Origin of the sequence: Aequorivita sp. CIP111184, assembly GCF_900489465.1 — a bacterium.
Classification (GTDB): Bacteria; Bacteroidota; Bacteroidia; order Flavobacteriales; family Flavobacteriaceae; genus Aequorivita.
Window position 1 is genome coordinate 139,332 of record NZ_UEFQ01000028.1, and the last position, 13,523, is coordinate 152,854.

General features: G+C 35.8%; 17 protein-coding genes and 1 tRNA gene. 9 read left to right on the forward strand and 9 right to left on the reverse strand.

What is annotated here, in order from left to right; translation table 11 throughout:
- Window positions 1–10 precede the first annotated feature (10 nt).
- Both rplI and AEQU1_RS13550 read left to right on the forward strand, forming a co-directional pair.
- A complete protein-coding gene (gene rplI, locus AEQU1_RS13545; RefSeq protein ID WP_111881946.1) occupies window positions 11–541 on the forward strand; it encodes a 50S ribosomal protein L9 in 531 nt (176 codons plus the stop codon).
- A gap of 65 nt (window positions 542–606) precedes the next feature.
- Window positions 607–1,080: a DUF6495 family protein gene (locus tag AEQU1_RS13550; protein ID WP_111881948.1), complete on the forward strand. Its 474-nt coding sequence runs from the start codon at window positions 607–609 to the stop codon at window positions 1,078–1,080.
- Between the two features lie 27 nt (window positions 1,081–1,107).
- On the opposite strand, the gene AEQU1_RS13555 is transcribed toward AEQU1_RS13550, so the two are convergent.
- Window positions 1,108–2,349, reverse strand: coding sequence for an ABC transporter permease (locus tag AEQU1_RS13555; RefSeq protein WP_111881949.1), 1,242 nt, complete (start codon window positions 2,347–2,349; stop codon window positions 1,108–1,110).
- Between the two features lie 157 nt (window positions 2,350–2,506).
- Between AEQU1_RS13555 and hisS the strand changes: the two genes are divergently transcribed.
- Complete coding sequence (gene hisS, locus AEQU1_RS13560) at window positions 2,507–3,886, forward strand: histidine--tRNA ligase (protein ID WP_111881951.1); 1,380 nt, start codon at window positions 2,507–2,509, stop codon at window positions 3,884–3,886.
- An 8-nt stretch (window positions 3,887–3,894) separates the two neighbouring features.
- Here hisS and AEQU1_RS13565 read toward each other — a convergent pair whose 3' ends face one another.
- Window positions 3,895–4,038 carry a hypothetical protein gene (locus AEQU1_RS13565; RefSeq protein ID WP_181566781.1) on the reverse strand — a complete coding sequence of 48 codons (144 nt, stop codon included), beginning with the start codon at window positions 4,036–4,038 and terminating at the stop codon, window positions 3,895–3,897.
- 186 nt (window positions 4,039–4,224) lie between these two features.
- Here AEQU1_RS13565 and AEQU1_RS13570 point away from each other — a divergent pair, with 186 nt between their 5' ends.
- On the forward strand, window positions 4,225–4,488 hold the full coding sequence (locus AEQU1_RS13570; protein ID WP_146743757.1) for a hypothetical protein: 264 nt from the start codon (window positions 4,225–4,227) through the stop codon (window positions 4,486–4,488).
- Between the two features lie 69 nt (window positions 4,489–4,557).
- Here the strand turns inward: AEQU1_RS13570 and AEQU1_RS13575 are convergent, their stop codons facing one another.
- Together AEQU1_RS13575 and AEQU1_RS13580 are read right to left on the reverse strand one after the other, a co-directional pair.
- Window positions 4,558–4,713 (reverse strand): hypothetical protein, encoded by a 156-nt coding sequence (locus tag AEQU1_RS13575; protein WP_181566782.1) that lies wholly within the window; start codon window positions 4,711–4,713, stop codon window positions 4,558–4,560.
- Between the two features lie 176 nt (window positions 4,714–4,889).
- A tRNA-Met gene (locus AEQU1_RS13580) sits at window positions 4,890–4,963 on the reverse strand.
- A 205-nt stretch (window positions 4,964–5,168) separates the two neighbouring features.
- Between AEQU1_RS13580 and AEQU1_RS13585 the strand changes: the two genes are divergently transcribed.
- Both AEQU1_RS13585 and AEQU1_RS13590 read left to right on the forward strand, forming a co-directional pair.
- On the forward strand, window positions 5,169–5,555 hold the full coding sequence (locus tag AEQU1_RS13585) for an START-like domain-containing protein (protein ID WP_111881954.1): 387 nt from the start codon (window positions 5,169–5,171) through the stop codon (window positions 5,553–5,555).
- A gap of 58 nt (window positions 5,556–5,613) precedes the next feature.
- Window positions 5,614–6,459 carry an aminotransferase class IV gene (locus AEQU1_RS13590; protein ID WP_111881955.1) on the forward strand — a complete coding sequence of 282 codons (846 nt, stop codon included), beginning with the start codon at window positions 5,614–5,616 and terminating at the stop codon, window positions 6,457–6,459.
- On the opposite strand, the gene AEQU1_RS13595 is transcribed toward AEQU1_RS13590, so the two are convergent.
- From AEQU1_RS13595 to AEQU1_RS13615, 5 genes are all read right to left on the reverse strand, one after another.
- A complete protein-coding gene (locus AEQU1_RS13595) occupies window positions 6,456–7,016 on the reverse strand; it encodes a YqgE/AlgH family protein (protein WP_111882069.1) in 561 nt (186 codons plus the stop codon). The genes AEQU1_RS13590 and AEQU1_RS13595 overlap by 4 nt on opposite strands.
- Window positions 7,017–7,215: 199 nt before the next feature.
- Window positions 7,216–7,488 carry an HU family DNA-binding protein gene (locus tag AEQU1_RS13600; protein WP_111881957.1) on the reverse strand — a complete coding sequence of 91 codons (273 nt, stop codon included), beginning with the start codon at window positions 7,486–7,488 and terminating at the stop codon, window positions 7,216–7,218.
- 181 nt (window positions 7,489–7,669) lie between these two features.
- Window positions 7,670–8,620, reverse strand: a complete 951-nt coding sequence (gene fmt / locus AEQU1_RS13605; RefSeq protein WP_111882070.1) for a methionyl-tRNA formyltransferase — start codon at window positions 8,618–8,620, stop codon at window positions 7,670–7,672.
- A 5-nt stretch (window positions 8,621–8,625) separates the two neighbouring features.
- Window positions 8,626–10,524 (reverse strand): ATP-dependent DNA helicase RecQ, encoded by a 1,899-nt coding sequence (locus tag AEQU1_RS13610; RefSeq protein ID WP_111881958.1) that lies wholly within the window; start codon window positions 10,522–10,524, stop codon window positions 8,626–8,628.
- On the reverse strand, window positions 10,521–11,066 hold the full coding sequence (locus AEQU1_RS13615) for an AAA family ATPase (protein ID WP_111881960.1): 546 nt from the start codon (window positions 11,064–11,066) through the stop codon (window positions 10,521–10,523). The genes AEQU1_RS13610 and AEQU1_RS13615 overlap by 4 nt, the downstream gene beginning before the upstream one ends.
- Before the next feature lie 84 nt (window positions 11,067–11,150).
- On the opposite strand from AEQU1_RS13615, the gene AEQU1_RS13620 reads away from it, so the two are divergent.
- The 3 genes from AEQU1_RS13620 to murA all read left to right on the forward strand — a co-directional run bounded on the left by AEQU1_RS13620 (window position 11,151) and on the right by murA (window position 13,519).
- Entirely contained in the window at window positions 11,151–11,441 is a 291-nt protein-coding gene (locus tag AEQU1_RS13620; protein ID WP_111881962.1) for a DUF493 family protein, read from the forward strand.
- A 72-nt stretch (window positions 11,442–11,513) separates the two neighbouring features.
- Window positions 11,514–12,188, forward strand: a complete 675-nt coding sequence (locus tag AEQU1_RS13625) for a DUF4290 domain-containing protein (RefSeq protein WP_111881963.1) — start codon at window positions 11,514–11,516, stop codon at window positions 12,186–12,188.
- Between the two features lie 17 nt (window positions 12,189–12,205).
- Window positions 12,206–13,519 (forward strand): UDP-N-acetylglucosamine 1-carboxyvinyltransferase, encoded by a 1,314-nt coding sequence (murA, locus tag AEQU1_RS13630; protein WP_111881965.1) that lies wholly within the window; start codon window positions 12,206–12,208, stop codon window positions 13,517–13,519.
- The last annotated feature ends 4 nt before the right edge of the window (window positions 13,520–13,523 follow it).

Consider the following 13,523-nt stretch of genomic DNA (forward strand, 5'->3'; position numbering starts at 1 on the left):
AGAGAATATTATGGAACTTATATTAAAGAAAGACGTAGAAAATCTGGGATTTGCAGATGATCTTGTAAGCGTAAAAAACGGTTACGGAAGAAACTTTTTGATTCCTCATGGGCATGCAGTACTTGCGACGCCTTCGGCTAAAAAAGTATTGGCTGAAACATTGAAGCAACGTGCTTTCAAAGAAAAGAAAGTGGTTGATGAAGCTAAAACACAAGCTGAAAAATTGAACGGACTTGACATTAAAATCATAGCCAAAACTGGTGAAGGTGATAAATTATTTGGTTCGGTAACTAATGGAGATCTTTCTGAAGCCCTTGCAAAAGAAGGCGTTTCTATCGAGAAAAAGTATATCACAATTGCAGGTGGTGCTATTAAGAGAACCGGCCCTTATGATGCTACTATTCGTTTCCACAGAGACGTGGTAAGCAACTTCACTTTTGAAGTGGTTGCTGAAGCTAAACCTGAAGTAAAGACTAAAGCTAAACCAGAAGTAAAAGCTAAAGTTGAAGCAGAAGCAGAAGATAACTCAGAAGCTAAATAAATAAAATAATTATTTGTTATAAAACCTTTCCCATCTTGGGGAAGGTTTTATTATTTTATAGAATTATGAAGTACACTAGATTAACAAAAGAACAATTTGAGGAACTGAGCCAAGAATTTATAAATTTTCTAGCTACACAGTCAATTACAGCAGATGAATGGAAAAAACTAAAGACTGAAAAACCTGAAGTTGCCGAGCAGGAGCTGGACGTTTTTAGTGATTTAATTTGGGAAGGGGTTCTAAAAAAAGTGAAATATTTAGAACACATTTCACCTAAGCAATTGATGCTTTTTCACATTACGGAAGCTTTTATGGAACTTATTGCCATAAAAGTTGAGGATGATAATATAGATATCACCACAGATTACGGCTACAAATGGCTTCAGCAAAACATGCACGACGACACCGTAACTCTTTTCACTTCTACAAAAGCTATAAAAGACGATCGCAACAAAGACATTTTTGTATTGATTCAACAAGGTTCTGTTATTACAAAGGGAGAGCTTTATAATTATTTTAGCGAATTGTTAAGTGAATAGCGTAAAAATAGATTTTTAATAATCTATTTATTCATATCTCAAACTTTCTATAGGATCCAGTCCTGCAGCTTTTGAAGCTGGGTAAGAGCCAGCAATAACCGCAACAATAAAGGTTATAATTGTTGCCCAAATTATTGCCGACCACGGAAGTGTAAAATCGAATTTGAAAAATTTTGCAAATCCAAATCCGGTCAATACTCCAAGAATAATTCCCAAAACGCTTCCAAATTGGCCAATTACAATGGTTTCAATAAAAAATTGGGTAGAAATAGTGGAACGTTTTGCCCCCAGCGCTTTGCGCACACCAATTTCGCGCGTACGTTCAGAAACTGAAACCAACATAATATTCATCAGTGCAATGGAAGAGCCAAGAATGGTAATAATACTGATGATCCATGCGGCAATTTCCAAATATTGAGTAATAGATGCAATTCGGTTTATCAAATCGTCGCTGCGCTCAATTCCGAAGTTGTTTGCTTCCACGGGATTTAATTTGCGAATATTTCTAAAAGTGATGATCGCTTCGTCCTGTGCAGCTTCCATCATCTGTTTGTCATCCACTTTTACGCTTATGTTGTAGTTTATATTTGGCTGTGTGTAAATACCACGTGCAACTTGCACAGGAATCAAAACCTTTAAATCTTGATTATTTCCAAAAGTGGAACCTTTGGACTCCAATAAACCTATAATCTTGAATTTTATCCCGCGAATGCTTATAGTTTTGTTGATTGGATCTTCATTTTGAAAAAGATTTTTCACAAAATCAGCGCCTATCAAACAAACTTTATTGTTGTTTTCAATATCGAAAATGGTAAAGTTTCTACCTTGATCAATATCGGTTCCCGTGTTGTCGAGATAATTTTCATTAACGCCATATACTTGAACTTCCGGATCGGTTTTTTCAGAACCGTACCTAACTTCGGCTGCAGCTGTTCCTTGGAAAGATAGCGATGTTTTGGTTGATGGAAATTCATATTTATCTACAAACTCCCGAACGTTGTTATAACTAATTATAGGGTTTATTTTCTCTCTTTCACCACTTCTGTTTGTTTGAACTGTAAATTCATATTGTTGAATATTGAATGTGTTGGCGCCCATAGAAGCAAAATTCCCAGAAATGGTAGTTTCCAAAGCTTTCACGGCACTCAAAATTCCAACGAGTGCCCAAATACCTATTCCTATAATTACAATGGTTAGGATCGTCCTAAGCAATTGGCTCCTGATGGAATCCAGCGCAATACGGACATTTTCCCAGAAAAGTGAAAACATATTTTTAGTTTGTGTTTCTCGTTAGACTGCAAACGCACGATAAAGTTACAGAATTACAGTGAAGCTGATAATGATTCCGACAATCTTATTGTGGTAAACTTCATTATTATTTAGGATATTTGCCAAGTAGAAAATTCAAACTTCAAAAACTTAAGTCTTGTCTAAAAAACCATCCATCCCCAAAGGAACCCGCGATTTCAATCCGGAAGAAGTTTCCAGGCGCAATTATATTTTCAAGGTAATTAAAGAAACCTTTTCATTGTACGGTTTTCAACCTATTGAGACACCGTCTTTTGAAAATAGTGAAACCTTGATGGGAAAATATGGAGAAGAAGGTGACCGGTTAATTTTTAAGATTTTGAATAGCGGGGATTTTTTGTCAAAAGTTGACGATAATTTATATGCTGAAAAGGATAGCGTTAAAATAACATCAAATATTTCTGAAAAAGCACTCCGCTATGATTTAACCGTTCCTTTTGCGCGTTACGTAGTACAACACCAAAATGAAATATCATTTCCTTTTAAACGCTATCAAATACAACCCGTTTGGCGTGCAGACAGACCACAGAAAGGGCGTTTTCGCGAATTTTTTCAATGTGATGCCGATGTAGTGGGTTCTACTTCGCTTTGGCAAGAAGTTGAATTTGTGCAGCTTTATGATGCTGTTTTCAACCAACTCGGTTTAAAAGGAGTAACCATAAAAATAAATAACCGTAAAATATTGAGCGGCATTGCTGAAACAATTGGCGCTGAAGACAAGTTGATAGATTTTACTGTGGCGTTGGACAAGCTTGATAAAATAGGGGAGGAAGGCGTGAAAAAAGAAATGCGCGAAAAAGGCATTTCAGAAGATGCGTTGCAAAAATTACAGCCTTTGTTTTCGCTAACTGGAACTGCAAAAGAACAGTTAAAAAATCTCAAAGTATTATTGAACAATTCCAAAGTGGGAATTAAAGGCGTGGAAGAGCTTGAATTTATAACGAAGCATATAGAAACACTCGGTTTGCACTCTGCATCATTACAAATTGATGTTACGCTTGCTCGCGGTTTAAACTACTACACGGGCGCAATTTTTGAAGTTTCAGCTCCAGCGGAAGTAAATATGGGCAGTATTGGTGGTGGCGGTAGATATGATGACCTAACGGGAATATTTGGACTGAAGGATATGAGTGGTGTAGGTATTTCTTTCGGTTTGGATAGAATTTATTTGGTTTTGGAAGAGCTCAATCTTTTCCCAGAAACCGTTTCGGAAAACAGTAAAGCACTCTTTATAAATTTCGGAGAAAAAGAAGCACTATATGCAATGAAAGCAGTAACCAACTTGCGAAATGCTGGAATTAAAGCTGAATTGTATCCCGATTCTACAAAAATGGGAAAACAAATGGGCTATGCAGATAAACGGAATATTCCGTTTACAATTTTAGCTGGTGAAAAAGAAATGGAGTCAAAGCTATACACGCTTAAGAATATGAAAAGCGGGGAACAATCCGAGCTTAATTTTGAAGAATTGCTACAAGCGCTAAAGGGTGAAAAATAGAAAGACAGTCAACTAAAATTTAATTGGTTTAAATTTTCAGAAGGCTCAATTTTATGAGCTTGCACTATTCTTTCTTCCACCTCTAATCTTGCGGCTTCAGAAAGCATGCCACATATTCGTAGCTTTGTTACGTTTTTTAAGGTGTCATTCATTCCTCCCCAATTTCGTTAATAATTTTTTCATAGGAAATAACGTACTCAATCTGCTTTTCCTCAGAAACATGTTTGCGGGGAGTTTCTAGAATTATAAAGTCAAAAAGTTTTGAGATAATAATTTTTAAGCGTTTCTCCGAAGTCAATACTGCTTTGTGTAAATAATGAGATGCTATGGTTAATGTTATGGAAACAAGAAGTAGTCCTATAAAATATACCGAAGTAGAGAAATCAGACATCGGCATAAAAGTATATATCAAAAAAAATATTCCTACGAAAAGAAAGGAGTTGCTAATATATCTAAAAGAAGTTTTAAACTCCGTTAAGTTTTCACTGGCATATTTTAGAAGAAGACCAGAACATATTGCCATTAATGGGAGGCTAAGTGAAAACATAAAAGAGGACATAAAGGAAAAACCTAAAATGCCCTCTCTATCATTAAAGAGATAAAATATGTGCGAAAATGGAGATAATACCGCCACTGCAGCAAGAATAGTAATGTAAATACTAATCTTGGATTTATTCTTGAGAATCAAGGATCCCGTTACAGTTTCTGTCTCCTGGGGGGCATACTTTTGGTTTTTCAATTGCTTGTTCATCACTAATTTGGTTTTCTGGGGTACAGCTAATTGCTACACTGGCTAGCATTAAAAATGCAAAAAAATACTTTGTCATAATATGGGGTTTTAAAGGTTCAACGGTAAAAATAAACCTTTTAAAAACTCATATTAAAGTGTTCCTAAATAAGTTGTTAACTCATTTTTAACAAATGTAAGAATAATCACCAAATGTGCAAATATATTTTGTGAGGGGGAAATAAAAAACCCTTCAGTGTTTGAAGGGTTTAACTGTAGCGAGAGGGGGGCACGATCCCCCGACCTCCGGGTTATGAATCCGACGCTCTAACCAACTGAGCTACCTCGCCGTAATTTGAAATAATGGCAGCCTAAGCATTTTGCGTAGGCGGGTGCAAAGATAGAAACAAAATTATCTGTCGCAAATATTAGGTTCTCTTTTTATTGAAATTATTTCGCCTATTGTGAGCGTGTCTTTTTAAATAAAAAATTTTCAATCTTTCATTTGAGGTTAAAATTAATATATATATATTGGGCATCAACTAACAGAAAGATATGGAAGACAAAATAAAATATGAATTGGAATTTCCCATACAGGTTTCCCCTTCATTGTTATATCAATATATTTCAACGCCTTCTGGCCTTTCGGAATGGTATGCCGATAACGTAAATTCACGAGGAGAGTTTTATACTTTTATTTGGTCCCAAAGTGAAGAAAAGGCTAAATTATTAAGTAAAAAAAGTCCTGAGCGAATTAAATTTAGATGGATTGAGGACGAAGGAGAAGAGTTCTATTTTGAGCTTCGAATCCAGGTGGATGAAATTACCAAAGATGTTTCATTAATGATAACAGATTTTGCTGAAGAAGATGAAGTGGATGAAGGTAAAATGCTTTGGGAAAACATGGTTTCAAACTTAAAGCAAATTTTAGGCTCGACCTAAAAAACCCTTTAAAATATAGGACCTTTGGCCCGTCCTCCCAAAAAAGGGCGGTTTTTTTATGGTAAATCTAAACGGAACATTAATAGAGGATAAAAAAACATTCCTTGCAATTGACAATAGAGGTCTTAATTATGGCGATGCCGTTTTTGAAACCCTGCGTTTTTCGGGTGGAAAAATTTATTTTTGGGAAGATCACTATTTTCGTTTAATGTCTTCAATGCGTATTCTACGAATGGAAATCCCAATGGATTTCACCATGGAATTTCTTGAGGAAGAAATTTTAAAAACAATAAATATATCTGAAATAAAGGATGCTTCATTGCGTATAAAGTTTATAGTTTGGCGCAAAGCTGGTGGAAAATACACGCCAATTAGCAATGAAATTGAATATGCAATTTCTTTTGAAAAGCTTGAAACACCATTTTATATTTTAAATGAAACGAATTACGAAGTAGAGCTTTTTAAAGATCATTATATCACTTCCGGACTTCTTTCAACTTTAAAAAGCACAAATAGGCTTATCAATATTTTGGGAAGTATTTTTGCGAAAGAGAATGATTATCAAAATTGTTTGCTCTTAAATGAAAATAAGCAGATGGTGGAAGCACTGAACGGTAATGTATTTTTGGTTTCGGGTAATAACATTAAAACTCCTCCACTTTCAGACGGTTGTTTAAACGGAATTTTGCGGAAACAACTCATTTCAATAATAAAAGAGATTCCAGATTTCACACTTCAAGAAGCTTCAATTAGTCCGTTTGAACTTCAAAAATCTGATGAGATTTTCATAACTAATGTAATTCAAGGAATTATCCCAATAACAAAATATAGAAAAAAGGAATTTGGAGATAAAATAGTTAAGCAAATATTACCAAAACTGAACCTAAAAGCTCGAATGGGTTAGTTGAAACTTGGATTTTCTGGAGCATTAGACCATAAAATATAATCTCCACCAAATTCAATCATCTTTTCTTTCCAAAAATTGATGTTGGTTTTACCAATAATACTGTTATTATAGTTGTTTGGAACTACCACCCAACTATTCACTTCTAGTTCCTGTTCCAATTGGTCACTTTCCCAACCCGAATAACCGAGAAAGAAGCGTATTTGGTCTTTTTTCAGTTTATCTTCTTTTAATAAATCTATTATTGCGCTAAAATCACCTCCCCAATAAATTCCACTAGAGATCTCAATACTGTCTGGAATAATTTCGGGAATACAGTGAATAAAATACAAATTGTCTTGTTCCACAGGACCACCATTATAGACAGGAAGTTTTGAGTTTACTTCCGGCACAAAGTCACGAAGCTTGTGTTCAAGGGGCTTGTTGAGAATAAATCCTACTGATCCACCTTCATTGTACTCTGCCAGAAGTACGACTGAACGGTTAAAGGAAACGTCTCCAATAATGGATGGTTCTGCTACCAATAGCAATCCTTTGGCAGGTTTTAAGGTGGTCATATTAGTTTTTTTGGTCAAATAAATCTAAGTATTAAATTTAAAATTACCAAAAATTAACTCATTTGATATTAAAATTAGCATTTTTCGTTATTTAACTGACAGAATCTTACCTTAAAAAGGTAGATATTGTTGAATAAAAAATCCTTCTTTTCTCATAAATGAAAAGAAGGACTCCTAAACTAGTAAATATTATTTACAATTAGTTTACGCTGTTTTGTAAGTCTGAACCAGCTTTAAATTTTACTACTTTTTTAGCAGCAATTTTAATGGTTTTACCAGTTTGAGGATTTCTACCTTCTCTTGCAGCTCTTTTAGATACTGACCAAGATCCGAAACCTACAAGTGATACTCTATCACCTTTTTTAAGGGATTTTTCAACGTTGCCTAAGAAAGACTCTAAAGATTTCTTAGCAGCAGCTTTTGTAATTCCGGCATCAGCTGCCATTGCATCGATTAAATCTGATTTGTTCATAATTTTTTTAAATTAAATTGTTGGTTAAACTTCGATTAATTGCTCTACAAATTTAACAGGAATATCCGTTCAGGCAAGTAACCACGCAGTAAATCCCTATTTTTGTTGATAACTTGGGGTGTTTGTTAATAAACTTGACGCTTTTTTCAATGATTTTAATGAAATCAGTGCTGACAAGGGTTTACGTTAGTTTACTATCATTATCAAAAGAATACCCATTCGAAAGTGAAGAAACGTCCATTTTACGTTTTCCTGGAAGTTGTATTTCTTTAATCATAATGTAACCATCCGAACAAGCTACTTTCAGCTCTTTTTTTGAAGTTTGAATAGTTCCTAATTCCTGATCGTGATTTGTTTTCTCGAAACTCACGGCATAAACTTTGGCTTTCAATTCTTCTTTATTATTATAAAGCATTGACCAAGCCACAGGATAGGGTGAAAGTCCGCGGATAAATGCGTCTATCTCTTCTCCAGGTTTTGTCCAATCTATACGTGTGTTTTCAGGGGTAAGTTTTGGTGCGTCTTTTAAATTTTTGTTTTCAGGTTGCCCTTTCGCATCAGCATTGTCATTTTCTATTAGTGTGAGCGTTTCCAAAACCAATTCACTTCCTTTTTCCATTAACTTATCGTGAAGTGTTGCTGCAGTTTCCTCCTTTTCAATAATAACTTCCTTGTTTGCAATGATGGATCCGGTATCAATCTTTTCATCAATAAAAAAAGTAGTTACGCCCGTTTTCTTCTCTTTATTAATTATTGCCCAATTGATGGGCGCAGCACCTCTATATTGTGGTAAAAGTGAAGCGTGAAGATTGAAAGTGCCCAATTTAGGCATTTGCCAAACTACTTTTGGCAGCATTCGAAAAGCAACTATAACTTGAAGGTTGGCGTCCAAATTTTTTAATTCTTCCAGAAAAGATTCATCTTTTAAATTTGTGGGCTGGAGTACGGTTAAGTTCTTAGAAACAGCATATTCTTTAACTGCTGAAGCCATTAACTTTCTACCCCGGCCGGCGGGTTTATCTGGCGCGGTAATTACACCTACAATATTTTTGTTGGCCTCAACCATTTCCTTCAAAACTCCAACAGCAAAATCGGGGGTCCCCATAAACACAATTCTCAAATCTTTTGGCATTTTTTTCATTTTAAATAATATTGATTTTTCGGGTTGATTTTTATTTTTTCGGCATCCATTAAAAGACGGATTACTTTTAAAATATTGGTCTCGGCAAAAGTAAGATTTTCTGAAATCTCTCGTGAGCTTAAATCATTTCCTTCAAGTAAGGCTAGTATTTGTTTAGCGAGAACCTGCATCTCTTTGTTTGATAAATTGGAATTTGGTGGTTTACAAACAGAACAGATGCCGCATTTGCTTGCTGTAGTTTCACCAAAATAAGAAACCAACTGAACACTTTTGCACGTTTTATTGTTGTCTATATAATGAAGAACGGAATTTACCTGCGCTGATTTTTTTCTGTTCAATGCTTCCACTTCGCGCGAAATCACATTGATGGTTTTATCGTCTTCCCTAGGGACGAGAAAGGTCAACGTAGCATCAGTAATTTGAAGCATCATTTCAACCACATGCTCCCGTTCCATTTTTTTTAGTACTGAAATTATGGTTTCTATAGATTGCCCAGTTTTTGAGACAATCAAATCGAGGTTTATCGCGGTTGGCATTTCAAAAATCCCACCATAGATTCTCAGGATTGTTTTTCCGATTACTGAAATGGTTATGTCTTTTTCAAAATAACTCAAGACCTTTTCCGAAGAGATTAAAAACTGGACAGTGGATTTCCGCCCAAATTCCTGCGATAGCTGAATAATCCCCAAACGGTCTAAATTGTTTAGCGCATTGTATGTAAGAAGTGTGTTGAGGCTATAAATTTTGCAGAAGTCAGCAAAGGCAAAATTATGTTTTGTAAATTCCCCTTCGCCGTAAGGAATCTGAAAATAATTGTTGAGAGTACGGTAAATCTTTTTTAAATCTGAAGTAGTTGGCAGTGATTCCACAAATTGTTGTTTTACATACATTTTATCGTACTCATTATAGAGTAACACTGCTGAAGCATATTCACCATCACGCCCAGCACGGCCTGCTTCCTGAAAATAACTTTCAAGACTCTCGGGAATTTGAAGGTGAATAACGAAACGAACATTTGGATGGTCAATGCCCATTCCGAAAGCGTTTGTAGCAACCATTGTGGAAATCCTGCCGTTACGCCAAGATTCTAGTTTTTCTGCTTTTTCTTTTGCCGAAATCCCGCCGTGATAAAATGTAGCCGAAATTCCCAAGCTATTGAGTTGTTCACTTATTTCAATAGTGCCTTTTCTATTTCTCACATAAACGATTGCCGAACCAGAATTATTTTTAAGTAATTGTTCGGCTCTATAAAGTTTATCGTCTTCTTTAAAAACTTGGTACGAAAGATTTCCACGAACAAACGAATTTTTGAAAACAGCTGGCAGTTCCATTCGCAATTCTGAAATAGTATCTTCCAAAACTTCTGGCGTTGCTGTTGCCGTTAATGCAATAATTGGAACTAGCGGATGAATTTCCCGAAGTACCGTTATGTTTTTATAAGCTGGCCTAAAATCGTTGCCCCATTGTGAAATACAGTGCGCTTCGTCAACAGCGATTAAGTTGACGTTCATCTGCTTAATGTAATTTTGAACTATTTCCTGTTGTAGCCTTTCGGGCGAGAGGTAGAGAAATTTGTAGTTTCCGTAAAGCGCATTGTCGAGCAACGTATTTAATTCGTCAAAAGAAATTCCGCCAGTAAGTTTTAATGCTTTTATGCCGCGTTGCTTTAGTGTGTTTATTTGATCACCCATCAACGCTACCAAAGGTGAAATAACAATACAAATTCCATCCATCGCCAAAGCTGGAACTTGAAAGCACAATGATTTTCCGCCGCCAGTTGGTAAAAGTGCCACGGTATCTTTTCCGTCCATAACTGAAGCAATAATTTCTTCCTGCATCGGTTTGAAAGAAGTAAAATTCCAATATTTGGTCAGGATGTTTTGGACATTTATCAAATTACAGTTTTCAATTTATTCAATATATAATCCACTCGCTCTTTAATAGAGCCTACAGGCACTTCATGTATTTTATAATCGTAATTTTCATAACCTATTTTTAGGAAATAAAAGATTTTTTCAGCCTGCTCAAAAGATTCATAACGCTCATTGTCCTGTTCATAAATATCTTCCCATGGTGGAAGTACAAAAACTTCAGTATATCTGTTTTCAACACACGTTTTGGGAAAATGTTTGGGGTAGACCGTTTCAACAAAATCCATATAGGCTGTTACGTCTGGCATACCGCGGTCATAAAAGAGAATTGGAGCTTCGCAGTTTTTTCCTTCGTGAAATTGCTTCAGCCTTCCTTCTAGTAATTTTTCACTAAAAAGAATTGGGTTTTCTAAAAATAATTGTTCAATTCCTGCTTTCTGTGCTTCAAGAATGACTTGTCGCGAAATTTCGTGCATAACGGGGTAGCCCTCTTTTTCCAAATAAGTGATTAGTGCTGTTTTCCCTGAACCTGGTCCGCCAGTGATTACAATTTTTTTTGTTTCCAATAAGTTTTAATTTTATACAAAGTAAGTAAATAAATATTTGTGGTGAAAGTGTATCTTTGTTGCTTAGCCCGCTAAAATTGTTTGATGGATCAAGATAAAAAAACTGCAGAGTTTTACGAACGCTTAAAAAAGCAACTTCAAGAAGATACTACATGGCCTTCGCTATATCTTTTCAAATTTATAGTGCCTGCAAATCTTGAAAAAATTGCCGAGATAAGAGCGATTTTTGATGCAACCGATGCCGAGATCAACACCCGTGATTCTGCGAAAGGGACTTATACAAGTGTTTCCATAAAAGTAACTATGGAATCTCCAGACCTTGTGGTTAAAAAATATCTTGAAGTTTCTAACATTGAAGGTGTTATTTCATTATAATTTTTAGTATTTTGCGAGGGAAACGATTTCAATCTTTCCCAATAAATAATTTCTTCCCTTAATAAAAACATTTTGATACAAGAAGTAGCACAGATAGAATATAATACAGAACGCCCAAAATTGATTATTCCTGAGTATGGACGCCATATTCAGAAAATGGTAGATCAGGCCATTGCCACCGAAGATAGAGACGAGCGTAATAAAATTGCAAAAAGCATCATTGCAGTTATGGGAAATTTGAATCCCCATCTACGTGATGTGCCAGATTTTCAACCAATGCTTTGGGATCAATTATTTATTATCTCAGATTTTAAATTGGATGTAGATTCCCCTTTCCCCATTCCTTCTCGAGAGGAACTTATGGAGCGTCCGGAACCATTAGAATATCCACAAAACTTTCCGAAGTATCGTTTTTATGGAAACAATATTAAAAGAATGATTGATGTGGCAAACAGTTGGGAGGAAGGAGACAAAAAAGAAGGGCTTATCCTTACCATCGCAAACCACATGAAGAAGTGTTTCCTTAACTGGAACAAAGACACGGTGGAAGATGATGTGATTTTTGGACATCTTTTTGAGCTTTCCGATGGGAAAATTAATCTTAAAAACAGCGATGAAGATTTGAGCGATGCTTCAAATTTATTAAAAACCAAAAAACGTTTCAATACGAATAATTCCGGCAAGAAAAATTACAAGTCTAATTCTAATTCCAATTCTAATAACAACCGCAACCGCAAGCGTTATTAAAATCTCAGTCATTATTTATGGGAACTTTTCAAATTGAAGGAGGGCACAAACTGAAAGGCGAAATTACGCCTCAGGGAGCCAAAAATGAAGCGTTACAAATTCTTTGTGCGGTTTTATTGACACCCGAAAAAGTGATCATTGAAAACATTCCAGATATTTTGGATGTTAACAAACTGATTACAATTCTTGGAAATCTTGGTGTTAAAATTCAAAAGTTAGGAAAAGGTAAATTTGCTTTTATAGCAGATGAAATCAATCTTGATTATCTTGAATCTGAACTTTTTAAACAGGAGGGAAGCTCCCTGCGTGGCTCTATTATGATTGTTGGCCCACTTTTGGCAAGGTTCGGTAAGGGTTACATTCCAAGACCTGGAGGAGACAAAATAGGTAGAAGAAGACTCGATACACACTTTGAAGGTTTTATAAAACTAGGCGCAAAATTCAGATACAATAAAGAGGAACGTTTTTACGGTGTAGAGGCACCAAAAGGTTTAAAGGGAACTTATATGCTTTTAGACCAAGCCTCAGTAACAGGCACGGCGAACATTGTTATGGCAGCTGTTTTAGCCAAAGGAACCACCACAATCTACAATGCCGCTTGCGAACCCTATATTCAGCAACTTTGTAAAATGCTGAACGCTATGGGAGCAAATATTACAGGAGTAGGCTCAAACCTTTTGGTTATTGAAGGCGTAGAAAAGTTAGGGGGTTGCGAGCACCGAATTTTACCGGATATGATTGAAATAGGTAGCTGGATTGGCCTTGCTGCAATGACTCGTAGTGAAATCACTATTAAAAATGTAAGCTGGGAAAACCTCGGGCTTATTCCAGAAACCTTCCGAAAACTTGGTATAAAACTTAATAAGAAAGGGGATGATATACATATTCCTTCTCAAAAAGAATACGAAATTCAAGGGTATATCGATGGTTCAATACTAACAGTATCTGATGCTCCATGGCCTGGTTTTACACCTGATTTGTTGAGTATAGTTTTAGTAGTTTGTACCCAAGCAAAGGGCAGTGTGCTCATTCATCAAAAAATGTTTGAAAGCCGCCTTTTCTTTGTAGATAAATTAATTGATATGGGGGCAAAGATTATTCTTTGCGATCCACACCGCGCGACAGTAATAGGTCATAATTTCCAATCAAATCTTAAAGCAACTACGATGGTTTCGCCAGATATCAGGGCGGGAATTTCATTGTTGATAGCCGCACTTTCCGCTCAAGGAACAAGTACTATCCACAATATTGAACAAATAGATAGAGGTTACGAGAACATTGATGAAAGACTTCGAGCTATTGGTGCAAAAATCACGAGAACAGAACCGTAAAACA

Coding starts and splice junctions, on each gene's coding strand:
- rplI (WP_111881946.1), top strand. CDS start 11: ATGGAACTTATATTAAAGAAAGACGTAGAAAATCTGGGATTTGCAGAT.
- AEQU1_RS13550 (WP_111881948.1), top strand. CDS start 607: ATGAAGTACACTAGATTAACAAAAGAACAATTTGAGGAACTGAGCCAA.
- AEQU1_RS13555 (WP_111881949.1), bottom strand. CDS start 2,349: ATGTTTTCACTTTTCTGGGAAAATGTCCGTATTGCGCTGGATTCCATC.
- AEQU1_RS13565 (WP_181566781.1), bottom strand. CDS start 4,038: ATGAATGACACCTTAAAAAACGTAACAAAGCTACGAATATGTGGCATG.
- AEQU1_RS13570 (WP_146743757.1), top strand. CDS start 4,225: ATGGAAACAAGAAGTAGTCCTATAAAATATACCGAAGTAGAGAAATCA.
- AEQU1_RS13575 (WP_181566782.1), bottom strand. CDS start 4,713: ATGACAAAGTATTTTTTTGCATTTTTAATGCTAGCCAGTGTAGCAATT.
- AEQU1_RS13585 (WP_111881954.1), top strand. CDS start 5,169: ATGGAAGACAAAATAAAATATGAATTGGAATTTCCCATACAGGTTTCC.
- AEQU1_RS13590 (WP_111881955.1), top strand. CDS start 5,614: ATGGTAAATCTAAACGGAACATTAATAGAGGATAAAAAAACATTCCTT.
- AEQU1_RS13595 (WP_111882069.1), bottom strand. CDS start 7,016: ATGACCACCTTAAAACCTGCCAAAGGATTGCTATTGGTAGCAGAACCA.
- AEQU1_RS13600 (WP_111881957.1), bottom strand. CDS start 7,488: ATGAACAAATCAGATTTAATCGATGCAATGGCAGCTGATGCCGGAATT.
- fmt (WP_111882070.1), bottom strand. CDS start 8,620: ATGCCAAAAGATTTGAGAATTGTGTTTATGGGGACCCCCGATTTTGCT.
- AEQU1_RS13620 (WP_111881962.1), top strand. CDS start 11,151: ATGGATCAAGATAAAAAAACTGCAGAGTTTTACGAACGCTTAAAAAAG.
- murA (WP_111881965.1), top strand. CDS start 12,206: ATGGGAACTTTTCAAATTGAAGGAGGGCACAAACTGAAAGGCGAAATT.